The following is a 16,501-nucleotide window of genomic DNA, read 5'->3' as shown; positions in this document are numbered from 1 at the left end:
TCGCCGGACGGCGAGAGGTTTGCGCACCTGAGTCTTACTCAGCAGGTGCGCTCACTCAATAATCAGGGTCTGTGCCACGTGGTCAGTGTGACACAGGCCGTGGCCGACGCAAAATTCCGCGCCATCGGCAGGTGGTTCATCAGCCGAAGGGGTTCTCGACAGCGAGGTCGCCGTATTTCTGATTCGGGCCCAGGTCCTCGCTGAGGATCGTCCGGCATCCTGCGCGTCTGGCCGCGACGACGATGGCGGCGTCGAAGATCGACAGCTGCGCATCATCCGCGAGTTGCGAGGCCTGCAGCACCAGCTCACGATCGGCTTCGACCACCGGGAACTTCGCCACGGAGCGCACGGCCGTGTCAGCCTGGTGCCGGGTGAGTCCGAGTTTGCGAGTGCAGACGCTGTGCAATTCGAGCAGCACCTGGGTGCTGACCACGATGTCCCGGCGTCGTTCATCGATCAGTTGAAGGGCTCGTACCTGCTTGTCCGGATCCGCCAAATCCAGCGAATAGACGAAGACGTTGGTGTCGAGGAAAACCCTGGCGCTCACGCGCGCTCGAGGCGTTCGTGCCACAGCTCATCGCGCGACCAGCCGCGTTGGCCCTGATCGCTGCGGCCGCTGTTGGCCCGGGCGAAGGCCAGGAATTCATCGGCGGCCCGATCGGAGCCGTCGCCGGCGGCGTAGCGGATCAGCTCGTCGCGCAACACCGCGTTCACCGAGGTGCCTTGGTCCGCCGCGCGAACCCGGGCGCGACGAAGCACATCGTCGTCAACAGCGATGGTTAGATTTGCCACGGGATCAGTGTAACGCGGGACCCGTGTTAGCGAATGCTAACCGGTCACCGCGATGCAGGCGATCTCCACCCGCGCGCCCAGGTACAGCCCGGTGACGCCGAAGGCGTGCCGCGCCGTCCAGCGAGGACCCGTTGCGCTCCACAACGGCCTTGAGGTTCTCCATCGCCTGTTCGGCCTCCGGGGGTGATTCCGCCGGGGACGATCTTTCCGCCCTTGTCGAGGCCGAGGTTGCCCGCCACGTAGAGCGAGCCGACGCGCACGGCATCGGAGTAGGGAAGGCGCTCAGCAGACCTTGTGCAGCCAGCCGTGCTTGTCCGGGGCGTGCCCGTGCTGGATCTCCAAGAGGGCGTGGCGGATCGCGGTGGTGACCGGGCCGATGCCAGCACCGGCCATCGGCTGGTCGCCCCCGCGCCAGTGCAGCGACCCGACCGGGGTGATGACCGCCGCGGTGCCGCAGGCGAACACCTCGGTGATTGCGCCGCTCGCGACGCCGTCGCGCCAGTCGTCGATCGAGATTCGGGTCTCCTCGACCCGGTGTCCCAGGTCGGCGGCGAGCTTGCCGATCGAGTCGCGGGTGACACCCTCGAGGATCGAACCGGTCAGCGCCGGGGTCCGGATGGAGCGGTCGGCGTGGACGAAGTACAGGTTCATCCCGCCGAGTTCCTCGATCCAGCGACGCTCGACGGCATCGAGGAAGACCACCTGGTCGCAGCCGTTGGCGATGGCCTCCTGCTGCGCGATCAGGCTCGCGGCGTAGTTGCCGGCGCACTTCGCCGCGCCGGTACCGCCGGGCGAGGCGCGGGTGTACTCCTCCGACAGCCAGATCCGCACGGGCTTGAGCCCGCCCTTGAAGTACGCCCCGGCCGGTGAGGCGATCACCAGGAACGTGACGTGCCCGGCCGGCTTGACCCCGAGGAAGACCTCGGAGGCGAACATGAACGGGCGCAGGTACAGGCTCTGCTCCGGCCGGCTCGGCACCCAGTTCTGATCGGTCGTCACCAACGCGTCGATGGCGCCGACGAACATCTCAGCCGGCAGCTCCGGCAGTGCCAGCCGCTGCGCGGAGCGCTGGAAGCGGGCGGCGTTGGACTCCGGACGGAACGTGAAGATCGAGCCGCCGGCGTGCCGGTAGGCCTTGAGTCCCTCGAAGATCGCCTGCGCGTAGTGCAGCACCGCGCTGGCCGGGTCCATCGAGATCGGCCCGTACGGCCGCACGGTCGGCTCGTGCCAACCGCGCTCGGCGGTCCAGGTGATCGCGACCATGTGGTCGGTGAAGTACTTGCCGAACCCGGGGTCGGCCAGGATCTCGGCGCGCCGGGCGTCGCCGGCCGCGGCCGGGTTTGGCTGGAACGTGAACTCGGTGCGGCCGATCGTCTGCATGGCTGAAACGTTACTCGTGGAGGTGGCGCTCATCACGTGCTCCTCGCGAGGACTCGGGAAGGGGGCTGAAAGATCAGCCCGCTACTCGAGCCGCGATCGCGTCGCCGACCTGCGAGGTGCTGCGGGCCGCCGAGCCGCGCTCGGCCAGGTCGGCCTCGACCGCGGCGACGACCTTGGCGGCGGCAGGGGCCTGGCCGACGTGCTCGAGCAGCATGGCCACCGACAGCACGGTGGCCGTCGGGTCGGCCTTGCCCTGCCCGGCAATGTCCGGCGCCGAACCGTGGACCGGTTCGAACATCGACGGGTGTGCGCGACTGACGTCGAGGTTGCCGCTGGCGGCCAGCCCGATGCCACCGGTGATCGCGGCGGCCAGGTCGGTGAGGATGTCGCCGAACAGGTTGTCGGTCACGATCACGTCGAATCGTTCCGGCTGGGACACGAAGAAGATCGTGGCCGCGTCGACGTGCAGGTAGTCGTGGGTGACGTCGGGAAACTCCGCGGCGACCTCGTCGGTGATCCGGGTCCACAGTCGCCCGGCGTGGACGAGAACGTTGTTCTTGTGGACCAGCGTCAACTTCTTGCGGGGTCGGGCCGCGGCGCTGTTGAACGCGTAGCGCACGACGCGCTCGATCCCGAACGCGGTGTTCAGGCTGACCTCGGTGGCGACCTCGTGCGGGGTGCCGGTACGCAGGCTGCCGCCGTTGCCCGTGTACGGACCCTCGGTACCTTCGCGCACCACGACGAAGTCGATGCTCGTGTCCCCCAGCGGCGAGGTCACTCCCGCGAAGAGCTTGGCCGGCCGCAGGTTCACGTGGTGGTCGAACGCGAAGCGCAGCTTGAGCAGCAGGCCCCGCTCGAGCACCCCGGACGGGACGCCCGGGTCGCCGACGGCGCCGAGCAGGATCACGTCGTGCCCGCCGAGTTCGGCGAGCACCGAGTCCGGCAGGGTCTCCCCCGTCGCGTGCCAGCGCCGCGCCCCGAGGTCGTAGTGCTGGGTCTCGATCTTGACCGACGACCCGACCGCGGCGTCCAGGACCTTCAGTCCCTCGGCCACGACCTCCGGGCCGATGCCGTCTCCGGGAATCACTGCGAGGCGAAGGCTGTCCATGCCCTCAGTTTAGGGGGCCGTCTCACGACTCGGCCGCCGCGTCCCAGGTTGCGAGACGCAGCGGCCGGGGCGATGACAGGCCGGTGTCAGTCCAGGTCGACGGCGCGGGCCCAATCGGCCGAGATGCCCACGGCGAGGTCGTTCAGGTTGTCGAACGGGATCGCCGAGTCGACCGTGAGCACCACCATGGCCGTGCCGCCCTTCTCGTCGCGGGCGACCTGCATGCCGGCGATGTTGATCCCGGCGTCGCCGAGGATCCCACCGACGATGCCGATCACGCCCGGCCGGTCGTCGTAGCGGAAGAACGCCATGTGGCGCGCGAGTTCGACGTCGACCTCGAAGCCGTCGATCTCCACGATTCGCTCGACCAGCTTGCGGGCACCGGACAGCGTGCCGGACACCGAGACGATCTCGCCGGTGGCCATCGTGCCCCGGACGGTAATGAGGTTCCGGTAGCGCGGGCTGTCCGGGCTGGTGGTTAGGTGCACCTCGACGCCGCGCTCCTGCGCGAACAGCGGGGCGTTGACGTAGGAGACCGTCGATTCCTCGGCCACGCCGGTGAACACACCCTTGAGAGTGGCCAACTCCATGACCTTCACGTCGTGCTTGGCGATCTCACCACGGATCTCGACGTCGAGGCGGTGGGCGACCCCACCGGCCATCGCGGTGAACAGCCGGCCCAGGTTCTCGGCCAGCGGCAGGCCCGGACGGATCTCCTCGGCGATGACGCCGCCCTGGACGTTGACGGCGTCCGGCACGAGCTCACCGGCCAGCGCGAGACGCACCGACTTGGCGACCGAGATGCCGGCCTTCTCCTGCGCCTCGTCGGTGCTGGCTCCCAGATGCGGCAACGCGACCACGGTGTCCAGCTCGAACAGCGGGCTGTCGGTGCACGGCTCCTTGGCGTAGACGTCCAGTCCGGCCCCGGCCACGCGCCCTTCCTTGAGTGCGGAGTACAGCGCGGCCTCGTCCACGATCCCGCCGCGGGCGGCGTTGATGATGTGCACGGTCGGTTTGACGGTGTGCAACGCCTCCTCGCCGATCAGGCCAACCGTCTCCGGAGTCTTCGGCAGATGGACGGTGATGAAGTCGGACTCGCGCAGCAGCTCGTCGAGGGAGACCAGGCGAACCCCGAGCTGGGTGGCGCGCGCGGCGGAGACGTAGGGGTCGTAGGCGATCAGGTTCACCTCGAAAGCGGCCAGCCGGGCGGCGACCAGGGCACCGATGCGCCCCAGGCCGACGACCCCGACAACCTTGTCGGCGACCTCGACGCCGGTGTACTTCGACCGCTTCCACTGCCCGGCCTTCAGCGCGGCGTGGGCCGGCGACACGTGCCGAGCGCTGGCCAGCAGCAGGGCCACGGCGAGCTCGGCCGCGCTGGTGATGTTGGACTGCGGCGCGTTGACCACCATCACGCCGGCCTTCGTGGCCGCCGGGACGTCGACGTTGTCCAGGCCGACACCGGCGCGGGCGACAACCCGCAGCTTCTTGGCCGCCGCCAACGCCTCGGCGTCGACCTGGGTGGCGGAGCGGATCAGGATCGCGTCCACGTCGGCGATGGCGGGCAGCAGGACCGCCCGGTCCGCGCCGTCGCAATGCCGGATCTCGAAGTCCGGCCCGAGGGCATCGATGGTGGCGGGCGAGAGCTCTTCGGCGATTAGAACGACGGGCTTGGACACAGGAAAGTTCCTTCTGGACGGCTCGACTGACCGGCGAACAGGAACACAGCACTGTGCCCGCGAGGTGATCAGTGTAACCAGCTCGAAACACGCTCCGCGCCCCCGACCAGCGTGTTCTTGGCCTCCGTACAGCTCCCGCGGACGAACGACGACAAAGGGTGCCCGCAATCGCGGGCACCCTTCGCGCTTGGGTCGAAATCCGGCCGTGTGCCGGCAGAGCACCACAACAGTGGTCGTGCTGTCCCGGTTGCGGTCGGAACTGTCCGCGGTCCAGTCCTCGCCCGGGGCATGGCACCCGGCGCACCGGTTTCCGGCTACGTGCCGGGCGAGGCCAGCGAGACATCCAGCCCCGCGGCGACCAACAGCGCGCAGTAGGTCTCGACGGCGTCCGGTGCCGCGGCACCCCGGTCGCGTAGCTCACGCACGCACCGCGCCGCCAGGTCGACCGATCCGTACACGTGGTGCGACAGCAGCGCGAGGTGCTTGAGCTGCTCCTCGGTGGTCGGCGGCGCAACGTCGCGGACGTAGACGGCGTCGGCCTCGAGCAGTTGATGGAACGGGACGCGCGGGTTGCCCTCGCGCACCAGCGGGGTCAACGCCCAGTTCTTGACCGCGGCGAATCCGTGGGGCACGAACCCCGCCGCGCGCAGCTCGACGTCGACCTCGCCGAACGTGGGCTGGCCCTCGTAGAGCGGCAGGAACGAGACCTCGGTGTGGATGGCCACGCAGTCGCGCAGGGCCTGGCGCCCGTTGCGGAAGACCATCAGCTCCGAGCCCTGGATGTCGATCTTCAGCAGGTCGATCGCCGGGATCTCGGCGATGTCGTCCAGCCGGCGGGTCGGCAGTTCGACGGTAGACACGACGGCACCGAACTGGTCGAACAGGTGAAAGCGTTCAAGCGCCTTCGGGTCCGGACGCAACAGGCTGGTCATGCCCTCGGCCGCGCAGATGTGCAGGGTGTGGGTCCCGCCGTCGCCGACCGCCCACGGCAGGTAGGTCTCGTCGGGACCGGCGACCTGACGCAATCGCGCCAACGCCTCGGCCTGCGGCTCGAAGCCGACGACCGTGCACAGACCGGCCCGCAACATCGGCGCGTACGGCGGGTCGCCGTCCACCGGGTTGGCCCCGATGTCGACGACCGCCGTACGGCGGTGCGGCTTCAGCAGTTCGGACAACGCGTCCGGCCCGACCTCGACCAAGTCCGGGACCTCCTCGGTCACGACCTCGGCCACTCCGAGGTCGGGCCGGCGGGCGCGTTTCCTGGACAACTAGTCGGAGGTGATCCAGCTCATGAGCGGGCGCAGCTTGGCGCCAGTCTTCTCGATGGGGTGGTTGTGGCCTTCCTCGACGTACTTCTTGTAGTTGGGCAGGCCGTTGTCGTACTCCTCCATCCACCGGTTGGCGAAGGAGCCGTCCTGGATCTCGGCCAGGATCCGCTTCATCTCGGCCTTGGTCTCGGCGGTGACGATGCGCGGACCGGAGACGTAGTCGCCCCACTCGGCGGTCTCCGAGATCGACCAGCGCATCTTGGAGATACCGCCCTCGTACATCAGGTCGACGATCAGCTTCACCTCGTGCAGGCACTCGAAGTACGCGACCTCGGGCTGGTAGCCCGCCTCGATCAGCGTCTCGAAGCCGGCCATGATCAGGTGCGACAGGCCACCGCAGAGCACGACCTGCTCACCGAACAGGTCGGTCTCGGTCTCCTCGGTGAAGGTGGTCTTGATGATCCCGGCGCGGGTGCCGCCGATGCCCTTGGCGTAGGACTTCACGAGGTCCCAGGCCTTCCCGGTGGCGTCCTGCTCGACGGCGATGATGCAGGGGACGCCCTTGCCCTCGACGAACTGACGGCGCACCAGGTGGCCCGGGCCCTTGGGGGCAACCATGCAGACGTCGACGTTGGCCGGCGGCTTCACAAGGTCGAAGCGGATGTTCAGGCCGTGGCCGAAGAAGACCGCGTCGCCGTCCTTGAGGTTCGGGGCGACGGCCTCGGCCCAGACCTTCCGCTGCACCGGGTCCGGCGTCAGGATCATGATCACGTCGGCCTCGGCGCACGCCTCGGCGGAAGTGACGACCCGCAGGCCTTCCTCCTCCGCCTTCGCCCGGCTCTTCGAACCCTCGGGCAGGCCGACACGCACGTCGACGCCGGAGTCGCGCAGGGACAACGCGTGCGCATGCCCCTGACTGCCGTAGCCCAGCACCGCGACCTTGCGGCCCTGGATCACGGACAGGTCGGCGTCTTCGTCGTAGAACATCTCTGCTGCCACGGCTCTAAACTCCTGCTTCGTCGAATCGTCGGGTTCGGTGACTGAGGTTAGGTCAGGCGCTGCGTTCGACCGGACGCAGGCTGCGGTCGGTGATCGAACGAGGTCCGCGGCCGATCGCGACCATGCCGGACTGGACGAGTTCCTTGACCCCGAACGGCTCGAGGATCCGCAGGAACGCGTCGAGCTTGTCGGCGCTGCCGGTGGCCTCGATCGTCACCGAGTCGGTGGACACGTCGATGACCTTGGCCCGGAACAACTGGACGGTCTCCAGCACGTGCGAGCGGCTGTCGGCGTCGGCGCGGACCTTGACCAGCAGCAGTTCGCGCTGCACCGACGAGCCCGGCTCCAGCTCGACGATCTTGATGACGTTGATCAGCTTGTTCAGCTGCTTGGTGACCTGCTCCAACGGCGAGGAGTCGACGTTGACCGCGATCGTCATCCGGGAGATCTCCGGGTGCTCGGTCGGGCCGACGGCCAGGGAGTCGATGTTGAAGCCGCGGCGGGAGAACAGGCTCGCGATGCGAGCCAGCACCCCCGGCTTGTTCTCGACCAGAACCGACAGGGTGTGAACGGTCATCGGGGGTCGACCTCCTCTTCCTCCGAGCGGTCCCAGGTCGGCGCCATGCCGCGGGCGTAGAGAATCTCGTCGTTGCTGGTGCCGGCGGCGACCATCGGCCACACCATCGCGTCGGCGTGGACCACGAAGTCGATGACCACCGGGACGTCGTTGATCTCCATCGCCTTGCGGATCGTGGCGTCGACGTCCTCGGCCTTCTCGCAGCGCAGCCCGACGCAGCCGTAGGCGTCGGCCAACTTGACGAAGTCCGGGATGCGCTTGGACTGCAGGTCGGTGTTCGAGTAGCGGCCCTCGTAGAAGAGGGTCTGCCACTGGCGGACCATGCCCAGGTTGCCGTTGTTGATGATGGCCATCTTGATCGGGAAGCCCTCGATCGAGCTGGTCGCCAGCTCCTGGTTGGTCATCTGGAAGCAGCCGTCGCCGTCGATGCCCCAGACCACCGCGTCCGGACGACCCGCCTTGGCGCCCATCGCAGCCGGCACGCAGTAACCCATGGTGCCCAGGCCACCGGAGTTCAGCCAGGTGCCCGGCTTCTCGTAGTTCACAAACTGGGCGGCCCACATCTGGTGCTGGCCGACACCGGCGACGTAGATCGCGTCCGGCCCGGCGATCTCGCCGAGACGCTCGATGACGTATTGCGGCGACAGGCCCCCGTCCTCGGGCACGTCGTAGCCGCGCGGGTAGCGGGCCCGCAGGGACCGGACCTGCTCGCTCCACTCGCTGTAGTTGCCGTGGTGGCCGGCGTCGTGCTCGGCCTGGACGGCGACGATCAGGTCCGCGATCACCTCACGGCAGTCGCCCACGATGGGGACGTCGGCCACGCGGTTCTTGCCGATCTCGGCCGGGTCGATGTCGGCGTGGATGACCTTGGCGCCGGGCGCGAACGAGGACAGCTTGCCGGTGACCCGGTCGTCGAAGCGCGCGCCGAGGGTGATCAGCAGATCGGACTTCTGCAGAGCACCGACCGCGGCGACCGTGCCGTGCATGCCGGGCATGCCCAGGTGCAGTTCGTGGCTGTCCGGGAACGCGCCGCGGGCCATCAGCGTGGTGACGACCGGGATGCCGGTCAGCTCGGCCAGCACCCGCAACTCTGCCGCGGCGTGGGCCTTGATGACGCCGCCACCCACGTAGAGCACCGGTCGCGACGCGGACACGATCAGCTTGGCTGCCTCGCGGACCTGCTTGGCGTGCGGTCGGGTGACCGGGCGGTACCCGGGCAGGTCGAGGGTTTCCGGCCAGACGAACTTGGTCCGCGCCTGCAGCGCGTCCTTGGAGATGTCGACCAGCACCGGGCCCGGGCGGCCGGTCGAGGCGATGTGGAACGCCTCGGCGATGGCGCGCGGGATCTCGTCGGCGTTGGTGATGAGGTAGTTGTGCTTGGTGATCGGCATCGTGATGCCGCGGATGTCGGCCTCCTGGAAGGCGTCCGACCCGATCGCGCTGCTGGGGACCTGGCCGGTGATCGCGACGATCGGGACCGAGTCCATGTGGGCGTCCGCGATGGCCGTCACCAGGTTCGTGGCACCCGGTCCGGAGGTGGCCATGCAGACGCCGACCCGGCCGGTGGCCATCGCGTAGCCCTGGGCCGCGTGGCCGGCGCCCTGCTCGTGCCGGACGAGGACGTGCCGGATCTGCTGGGAGTCGAACAACGGGTCGTAGGCGGGGAGGATCGCCCCGCCCGGGATACCGAAGATGATTTCGACCCCGGCCGCCTCGAGCGAGCGGATCAGTGATTGAGCGCCGGTTATGGACTCGCTGCTGGCTTCCGACATCGTTGCGTTCTTCCTCATCGGGCGGGGTTTGTGGGCACAAAAAACCCCTCGCGCCCGCTGCGGGCGGAACGAGGGGTGGCGCGCTCGGCAGACGGGTGTGTCAGCCGGCGCGCTGGCCAAGTACTACGGAGATCGCGAAACACATAGGGAGAACCTCGCCGATCGACCGCCCGCTGTCAAGTCGAGCTCCCGTGTCGGTGACGTCCGTAACCGCCGGTGGCCGCGCGGATAAATTCCGCGAATGCTGCCGGATGGGGTGGAACCGGATCGATCGGGTCAGCGTCGAAGCACGTATCGACCGGGGGGGATGACCGGGAGGTGCGCTGTGCAGCACGAGGATTTTTCGCAGAATCCGTCAGCGGCCTCCGGCCACCGGTTCGATCCCGTCGCGGAGGGGACGGCGGGAGCAGACGGCAGGTCGTTCGCCGGCGCGCGGGGGCTCATCGGCGTCAACGACTCGTCGGTACGACCGCAGGCGGCGGGCATCAGCACGCCACCTCCAGCGGGTAGCCGGAATCGATCCGGCCGCCGCCGCTGGGGAGTGGCGACGCTGGTGCTCGCCGTCGCTGTCGTCGGGACGCCTGCCGGTGTCGCCTCCGGCGCGACCTCCCCCGGCGGGTCCGGGTTGCGCGGCTTCGGCGACTGCCCGTCGTTCACCCAGTACATGCGCACCGTCACCGACCCCGACGTCGGCCCGTACGGGACCGGTGGCGGTGGGCCGATGCTCTACCGCAGCGCGCCTATGACGAACGCGGCGAGCCCGGAGGCGCGCAGTTCTTCCGCCGCCGACGGGGTGTCCAACGGGCCGACCGGCACCAACGTCCAGGAGGCCGGGGTCGACGAGCCGGACGTGGCGAAGGTCGACGGCTCCACCCTGTACACGCTCAACGGCGGCCGGCTCGACGTCGTCGACGTCAGCGGGCGCACCCCGCGGGCCCGCGGCAACCTCACCTTCCCGAGCAGCTCGACCGACGAGCTGCTGGTACTGCCGCAGCACCGCCTGCTGGTCATCGGCAACACGTGGGTCGCTTCCTACGGGCCCGGTCCGATCCGGCCGATGCCCGGTGGCCCGATCCGGCGGCAGCCCAGCACGGCGATGGTGGTCCGGCCCGGCTCGTCGGAGGCGAGCCTGACCGTCGTCGACGTCGCCAATCCCGACCGGCCGGCCGTCGAGTGGGTCGAGACGATCAGCGGCTCGTACGTGGCCGCACGACTGCACGACGGCGTGGCCCGCATCGTGCTGGGCTCCGCGCCGCACGTCGTCTACCGCCCGATGCAGGACGGCGAGTCCGCCCAGGCCGCGACCGACGCCAACAAGGCGAGGCTGCACAAGGCCCCGGCCGAGGACTTCCTGCCGACCCGTCAGGTCCACGACGGCGCCGGGCACCTGACGGCCTCCGGTCCGTTGCTGCGGTGCACCGACGTGAGCCGACCGGCGCAGGAGTCCGGCAGCGGGATCATCACGATCCTGACCGTCGACACCCGGCAGGATGCCGCGCGCTTCACCTCCGCCCGCGGCACCGGGGTGGTCGGCACCGGCGATCTGGTCTACAGCAGCGCCGATCGGTTGTATGTGGCCACCACCGAGGGCGGCTGGAACTCCGCGCGCCCGGTCCCGGCGGCGGGTTCGACACCCGCCGCACCGGTTGAACGTCGGACCGCCATCCATGCGTTCGACGCGACCGGGCGCGCGGCCACTCCGTACCTCGGCAGCGGGACCGTCGACGGTTTCCTGCTGGGCCGCTGGGCCTTCTCCGAGCACAACGGCTACCTGCGCGTGGCGACCACGACAGGTCAGCCGTGGGCGCCGCCCGGCGAGGGGCCGTCCGGCCCGGGAACCTCGCAGAGCAGTGTCGTGGTGCTGGCCGAGAAGCCGGACGGGCTGCGCCAGGTCGGCAGCGTGAGCGGGTTGGGCGCCGGCGAGCGCATCTACGGGATCCGGTGGTTCGACGACCTGGCCGCAGTTGTGACCTTCCGGCAGATGGACCCGCTGTACCTGGTTGATCTGTCCGACCCGCACTCGCCGGCGTTGCGCGGTCAACTCGAGCTGACCGGCTACTCGGCCTACCTGCACCCGACCGGCAGCTCACGGCTGATGGGCATCGGGCAGGACGCCGACGCGCAAGGCCATCCGACCGGCCTGCAGGCTCAGGAGTTCGACGTCTCGCGGTTGGCGCACCCGACTCGGACCGGCAAGGTCGAGTTCGGTCAGGGCTCGACCACGGTCCAGAACGACTCCCGGGCGTTCACGTATCTGACTGACCGTCAGCTGGCGGTGCTGCCGGCGTTCGTGACCGAGCAGGTCAAGTGCCCGCCGAACGCCCAGTGTTACAGCGCAGGGCCCGGCTTCGTCGGTCAGATCAGCGTCCCCGCAGCGTTGGCGATCAGCGTCGACAGCCACGGCGGGCTGCACCAGGCCGGCAAGTTCGTCGCGGACTCGATGATCGTCCGGGTACTGCCGGTGGGCGGCCGCCTGGTCGCGATCAGCGGGACATCGGTGTATCTGCTGGACCCGGACGGGCTGAAGGAGATCGGCTCGACGCGGATAGCGCCGCAGCAGGCGAACCAGCCGCAGCCGATGACTCGGTGATCGCCTCGAACGTTTCGTCCCGGTAGTTTCGCCCTCGGTGGCCGTCCTGTCCTTCGTCCTGCCCCATCGGCCGGTGTCGCGCCGCTCGGCCGCCGACCGTTCCGCACCTCGTTCCGAGCATTGTCAGCCTTCGGTGACGCCGAGGCGGTCGAGGATGAGCGCCTTGACGGTGGCCGCGTCGGCCTGGCCCCGGGTGCTCTTCATGACCGCGCCGACCAGGGCGCCCACGGCCGCGACCTTGCCGCCGCGGATCTTCTCCGCGACGTCCGCGTTGGCCTCGATCGCGGCGTCGACCGCGGTGGCCAACGCCCCGGTGTCGGAGACGACCGCCAAACCGCGGGCCGCGACGATCTGCTCCGGGCTCCCCTCGCCGGCCAGCACGCCCTCGATCACCTGGCGGGCCAGCTTGTCGTTGAGCTTGCCCGCGTCAACCAGGCCGATGACGGCGTGCACGTCGGCCGGGGTGATCGGCAGTTCGGTCACCTCGACGCCGGCCACGTTGGCCGCGCGGGCGATCTCGCCCAGCCACCACTTGCGGGACGCATCCGGGGAGGCACCCAGCGCGACCGTGGCCTCCACCGGCTCGACCGCGCCCGCGTTGAGCAGCGACTCCAGCTCGAGGTCGGACAGGTTCCACTCGCTCTGCAACCGCCGCCGCCGGGCTGCCGGCAGCTCCGGCAGCGCTGCGCGCAACGACTCGACCCAGGCCGGGTCCGGCGCGACCGGGACCAGGTCCGGCTCCGGGAAGTACCGGTAGTCCTCGGCGGTCTCCTTGCTGCGCCCCGAGGTTGTCGTGCCGGCGTCCTCGTTGAAGTGCCGGGTCTCCTGGATCACCCGGCCGCCCGCATTGAGAACACCCGCCTGCCGGGAGATCTCGTGGCGCACGGCTCGTTCCACCGAGCGCAGCGAGTTCACGTTCTTGGTCTCGGTGCGGGTGCCCCACTTCGCCCCGGGCTTGGCCAGCGAGACGTTGGCGTCGCAGCGCAGCGAGCCCTCCTCCATGCGAACGTCGGAGATCCCCAGCGTCCGGCAGATGTCGCGCAGCTCGGTGACGTAGGCCTTCGCGACCACCGGGGCCATCGCGCCGGTGCCGGGCACCGGGCGGGTGACGACCTCGACCAACGGGATCCCGGCGCGGTTGTAGTCCACCAAGGAATGTGACGCCCCGTGAATCCGACCGGTGGCCCCGCCGATGTGGGTCGACTTGCCGGTGTCCTCCTCCAGGTGGACCCTCTCGATCTCGATGCGGACGGTCTTCCGCTCGACCTCCACGTCGAGGTAGCCGTCGGTGCAGATCGGCTCGTCGTACTGCGAGATCTGGAAGTCCTTCGGCATGTCCGGGTAGAAGTAGTTCTTCCGTGCGAACCGACAGGACGCGGCGATCGAGCAGTTCAGCGCCAGCCCGAGCCGGACGATCGATTCGATCGCCTTGGCGTTGGCCACCGGAAGCGAACCCGGCAGGCCCAGGCACGTCGGGCAGACCTGCGTGTTGGGGGCTGCCCCGAACGCGGTCGCGCAGCCGCAGAACATCTTCGACGCGGTGCCGAGCTCGACGTGGACCTCGAGCCCGATCAGTGGCTCGTAGGCCGCGATCGCCTCGTCGTAGGGAACCAGAACGCTCGTCACAGTGCTCACGTTCGCTTGCGCTCCTCGCTCGTTCCTCGCTCGTCGCAGTCGCTCACGATTGCGGTGCCCCCTCGATCAACAGCTTTCCGTCGCGTTCCCGCAGCGCGTTCTCCAGTGCGGCGCCGACCCGGTACATGCGCTCGTCGGCCATCGCGGGTGCCATGATCTGCAGCCCGGCAGGCAGGCCGTCCTCGGCCGCGAGGCCGATCGGAACCGACATCGCGGGAATGCCCGCGAGGCTGGCCGGGATCGTGCACAGGTCGCCGCGGTACATCGCCAATGGGTCGTGCACCTTCTCACCGATACGCCACGCGGTGGTCGGAGCGGTCGGCGAGATCAGCACATCGGCCTTCGTGAACGCGGCCGCGAAGTCGCGGATGATCAACGTGCGGACCTTCAGCGCGCTGCCGTAGTAGGCGTCGTAGTAGCCCGCCGACAACGCGTAGGTGCCGAGGATGATGCGTCGCTTGACCTCGGCGCCGAACCCGGCGGCCCGGGTGCGCGACATGACCTCCTCGACGCCGGCCGTGCCGTCGTCGCCGACCCGCAGGCCGTAGCGCATCGCGTCGAACCGGGCCAGGTTCGAGGAGGCCTCACTCGGCGCGATGAGGTAGTACGCCGGCAGCCCGTACGAGAAGTGGGTGCACGACACCTCGACAACCTCGGCACCGAGGTCGCGCAGGATCGCGACGGCTTCGGCGAAACGCGCGTTCACGCCGTCCTGGTAGCCCTCGCCACCGAGTTCACACACCACGCCGACCCGCATGCCGGCCACGTCGGCCGCGCGGGCGGCCTCGACGACCGGCGGGACCGCCGCGCTGATGGAGGTCGAGTCGCAGGGGTCGTGCCCGCCGATCGCCTCGTGCAGCAGAGCCGCGTCCAGCACGGTGCGGGCGAACGGCCCGGCCTGGTCGAGGCTGGAGGAGAACGCCACCAGCCCGTAACGGCTTACCCCGCCGTAGGTCGGCTTGGCGCCTACGATGCCGGTCAGCGCGGCCGGTTGCCGGATCGAGCCACCGGTGTCGGTGCCGATCGACAGCGGGACCTGGAACCCGGCGACCGCCGCCGCGGAACCGCCGGACGAACCGCCCGGCACCCGGTCGGTGTCCCAGGGGTTGCGGGTGGGTCCGTAGGCGGAGTTCTCGGTGGAGGAACCCATCGCGAACTCGTCCATGTTGGTCTTGCCGAGGATCACCACGTCGGCCGCCCGCAGCCGGCGCACGACCGTGGAGTCGTACGGCGGCCGCCAGCCCTCCAGGATTTTCGACCCGCACGTGGTCGGGATGCCGTCCTGGGTCAGGACGTCCTTCAACGCCAGCGGCACTCCGGCCAGGGGGCCGAGACGCTCACCGGCCGCGCGCTTGGCGTCCACGGCCGCAGCCGCGCTCAGCGCACCCTCGGCGTCGACGTGCAGGAAGGAGCCCAGGGTCGCGTCGGTCTTGGCGATGCGGTCCAGGTGCGCCTGCGTCACCTCGACGGCGCTTGCCGCGCCGGAGGCGATCGCTGCGGCGACCCCCACCGCATCGAGCCGGGTCAGCTCGCTCACCGGCGTGCCTCCGTCGTCCGGTGCGTCGCCGTAGCTGGCGTGCACTGCGACATTGGTCCGCTCGCAAGCTCGCTCACGGCTCCTCCCCCAGGATCCGCGGCACCCGGAAGCGCTCGTCCTCGGCGGCGGGTGCTCCCGAGAGCGCGGCGGCCGAGGTCAGGCACGGGCGGACGACGTCCTCCCGCAGCACGTTCACCAGGCCGATCGCGTGCGAGGTGGGCGGCACGTCGGGGCCCGCCACCTCCGAGACCTGGGCGACCGCGCCGAGGATCGCGTCGAGTTGCCCGGGCATGCGGGCCAGCTCCTCCTCGGACAGGTCGAGACGGGCCAGCCGAGCGAGGTGAGCCACCTCGTCGCGGGTGATGGACACGGTTGCGATCTCCTGCCGGGGCCTGCGGACAACCTGGTCAGCTTATGCGGCGCCGGTTTCCGCCGAAGTCGCGCCGCAGGGGCGGGCGGGGCCTGCGGGGAGCACAATGTCCCCCGTGCATCTGCTGCGGGTGGTCATCGCGGACCGACCTGGCTCGTTGGGCGCTCTCGCCACGGCCCTGGGCCTCGCCGAGGCCGACATCGTCGGGGTCGACGTCATCGAGCGTCGCGACGACGGCAGGGTCGTCGACGACATCCTGGTCGACCTGCCGCACGGCCGCCTGCCGGATGCGTTGGTGAGCGCGTGCAATTCGGTGGACGGCGCCGAGGTCGAGTTCGTGCGGTTCTACCCGCACCGCGGCGGGCTGCAGCGCGACCTGCAGGCAGTGGAGGCGATGACCGAGTCGCCCCTGCGCGCCGACGCGATCCTGGTCGACCTCGCCCCGGACGTCTTCCGCGCGGACTGGGCGCTGATCATGGAGCGCTCCGACGACGGCGAACTGGCGCTGGTGCACCGCAGCCAGGCGGCCCCGGAGGACCTGGACGGCGTGAGCGCCCCGTGGCTGCCGGTCACCCGGGCCCGCCGCCTGCTCGACCCGATCGACTGGGCGAGTTCGTGGGGTGAGACCGCGGCGGCCGCCGTGACGATCGGCGGCCCGAACTGCGTGCTGGTCGTGGCACGCCGCGGCGGACCGGAGTTCCTCAGCTCCGAACTGGCCCGCCTCGGCCACCTGGTCAACCTCGCCCGGGCGATCCGCAGCGGATCTGACTGAACCTCAGTACGCAACCAGCGCC

14 protein-coding genes are annotated in these 16,501 nt (G+C 69.8%); 2 read left to right on the top strand and 12 right to left on the bottom strand.

What is annotated here, in order from left to right; all coding sequences use genetic code 11:
- Nucleotides 1–139: 139 nt before the first annotated feature.
- The 9 genes from VHU88_10585 to VHU88_10545 all read right to left on the bottom strand — a co-directional run bounded on the left by VHU88_10585 (nt 140) and on the right by VHU88_10545 (nt 9,593).
- The gene (locus VHU88_10585; protein HEX3612122.1) at nt 140–547 is read right to left on the bottom strand and encodes a PIN domain-containing protein; all 408 of its coding nucleotides are present in this window, start codon (nt 545–547) and stop codon (nt 140–142) included.
- On the bottom strand, nt 544–792 hold the full coding sequence (locus VHU88_10580) for a hypothetical protein (GenBank protein HEX3612121.1): 249 nt from the start codon (nt 790–792) through the stop codon (nt 544–546). The genes VHU88_10585 and VHU88_10580 overlap by 4 nt, the downstream gene beginning before the upstream one ends.
- Before the next feature lie 282 nt (nt 793–1,074).
- Nucleotides 1,075–2,172, bottom strand: a complete 1,098-nt coding sequence (locus tag VHU88_10575; protein ID HEX3612120.1) for a branched-chain amino acid aminotransferase — start codon at nt 2,170–2,172, stop codon at nt 1,075–1,077.
- Between the two features lie 73 nt (nt 2,173–2,245).
- The gene (locus VHU88_10570) at nt 2,246–3,280 is read right to left on the bottom strand and encodes a 3-isopropylmalate dehydrogenase (protein ID HEX3612119.1); all 1,035 of its coding nucleotides are present in this window, start codon (nt 3,278–3,280) and stop codon (nt 2,246–2,248) included.
- An 86-nt stretch (nt 3,281–3,366) separates the two neighbouring features.
- Entirely contained in the window at nt 3,367–4,959 is a 1,593-nt protein-coding gene (serA, locus tag VHU88_10565; protein HEX3612118.1) for a phosphoglycerate dehydrogenase, read from the bottom strand.
- A gap of 314 nt (nt 4,960–5,273) precedes the next feature.
- Nucleotides 5,274–6,227, bottom strand: coding sequence for an FkbM family methyltransferase (locus VHU88_10560; GenBank protein ID HEX3612117.1), 954 nt, complete (start codon nt 6,225–6,227; stop codon nt 5,274–5,276).
- Complete coding sequence (gene ilvC / locus VHU88_10555; GenBank protein ID HEX3612116.1) at nt 6,228–7,226, bottom strand: ketol-acid reductoisomerase; 999 nt, start codon at nt 7,224–7,226, stop codon at nt 6,228–6,230.
- Nucleotides 7,227–7,278: 52 nt separating this feature from the next.
- Nucleotides 7,279–7,803 carry an acetolactate synthase small subunit gene (ilvN, locus tag VHU88_10550; GenBank protein HEX3612115.1) on the bottom strand — a complete coding sequence of 175 codons (525 nt, stop codon included), beginning with the start codon at nt 7,801–7,803 and terminating at the stop codon, nt 7,279–7,281.
- Nucleotides 7,800–9,593 carry an acetolactate synthase large subunit gene (locus VHU88_10545; GenBank protein ID HEX3612114.1) on the bottom strand — a complete coding sequence of 598 codons (1,794 nt, stop codon included), beginning with the start codon at nt 9,591–9,593 and terminating at the stop codon, nt 7,800–7,802. The genes ilvN and VHU88_10545 overlap by 4 nt, the downstream gene beginning before the upstream one ends.
- 535 nt (nt 9,594–10,128) lie before the next feature.
- Between VHU88_10545 and VHU88_10540 the strand changes: the two genes are divergently transcribed.
- Nucleotides 10,129–12,165: a beta-propeller domain-containing protein gene (locus VHU88_10540; protein ID HEX3612113.1), complete on the top strand. Its 2,037-nt coding sequence runs from the start codon at nt 10,129–10,131 to the stop codon at nt 12,163–12,165.
- 123 nt (nt 12,166–12,288) lie between these two features.
- On the opposite strand, the gene gatB is transcribed toward VHU88_10540, so the two are convergent.
- The 3 genes from gatB to gatC form a co-directional block, all read right to left on the bottom strand.
- The gene (gene gatB, locus VHU88_10535; protein ID HEX3612112.1) at nt 12,289–13,800 is read right to left on the bottom strand and encodes an Asp-tRNA(Asn)/Glu-tRNA(Gln) amidotransferase subunit GatB; all 1,512 of its coding nucleotides are present in this window, start codon (nt 13,798–13,800) and stop codon (nt 12,289–12,291) included.
- Nucleotides 13,801–13,843: 43 nt separating this feature from the next.
- The gene (gene gatA / locus VHU88_10530) at nt 13,844–15,337 is read right to left on the bottom strand and encodes an Asp-tRNA(Asn)/Glu-tRNA(Gln) amidotransferase subunit GatA (GenBank protein HEX3612111.1); all 1,494 of its coding nucleotides are present in this window, start codon (nt 15,335–15,337) and stop codon (nt 13,844–13,846) included.
- A 73-nt stretch (nt 15,338–15,410) separates the two neighbouring features.
- Complete coding sequence (gene gatC, locus VHU88_10525; protein HEX3612110.1) at nt 15,411–15,707, bottom strand: Asp-tRNA(Asn)/Glu-tRNA(Gln) amidotransferase subunit GatC; 297 nt, start codon at nt 15,705–15,707, stop codon at nt 15,411–15,413.
- A 115-nt stretch (nt 15,708–15,822) separates the two neighbouring features.
- On the opposite strand from gatC, the gene VHU88_10520 reads away from it, so the two are divergent.
- A complete protein-coding gene (locus VHU88_10520; GenBank protein HEX3612109.1) occupies nt 15,823–16,479 on the top strand; it encodes a hypothetical protein in 657 nt (218 codons plus the stop codon).
- Nucleotides 16,480–16,501 lie beyond the last annotated feature (22 nt).

The sequence above is a fragment of the Sporichthyaceae bacterium genome (assembly GCA_036269075.1).
Lineage (GTDB): Bacteria > Actinomycetota > Actinomycetes > Sporichthyales > Sporichthyaceae > DASQPJ01.
The sequence above is the reverse complement of the archived record's forward strand: the minus strand, read 5'-3'. Positions and strand labels throughout refer to the sequence as shown.

Bases quoted from the DNA above. Each gene is read 5' to 3' on its own strand.
- VHU88_10575 (HEX3612120.1), bottom strand. From the start codon at position 2,172: ATGCAGACGATCGGCCGCACCGAGTTCACGTTCCAGCCAAACCCGGCC.
- VHU88_10570 (HEX3612119.1), bottom strand. From the start codon at position 3,280: ATGGACAGCCTTCGCCTCGCAGTGATTCCCGGAGACGGCATCGGCCCG.
- ilvN (HEX3612115.1), bottom strand. From the start codon at position 7,803: ATGACCGTTCACACCCTGTCGGTTCTGGTCGAGAACAAGCCGGGGGTG.
- VHU88_10545 (HEX3612114.1), bottom strand. From the start codon at position 9,593: ATGAGGAAGAACGCAACGATGTCGGAAGCCAGCAGCGAGTCCATAACC.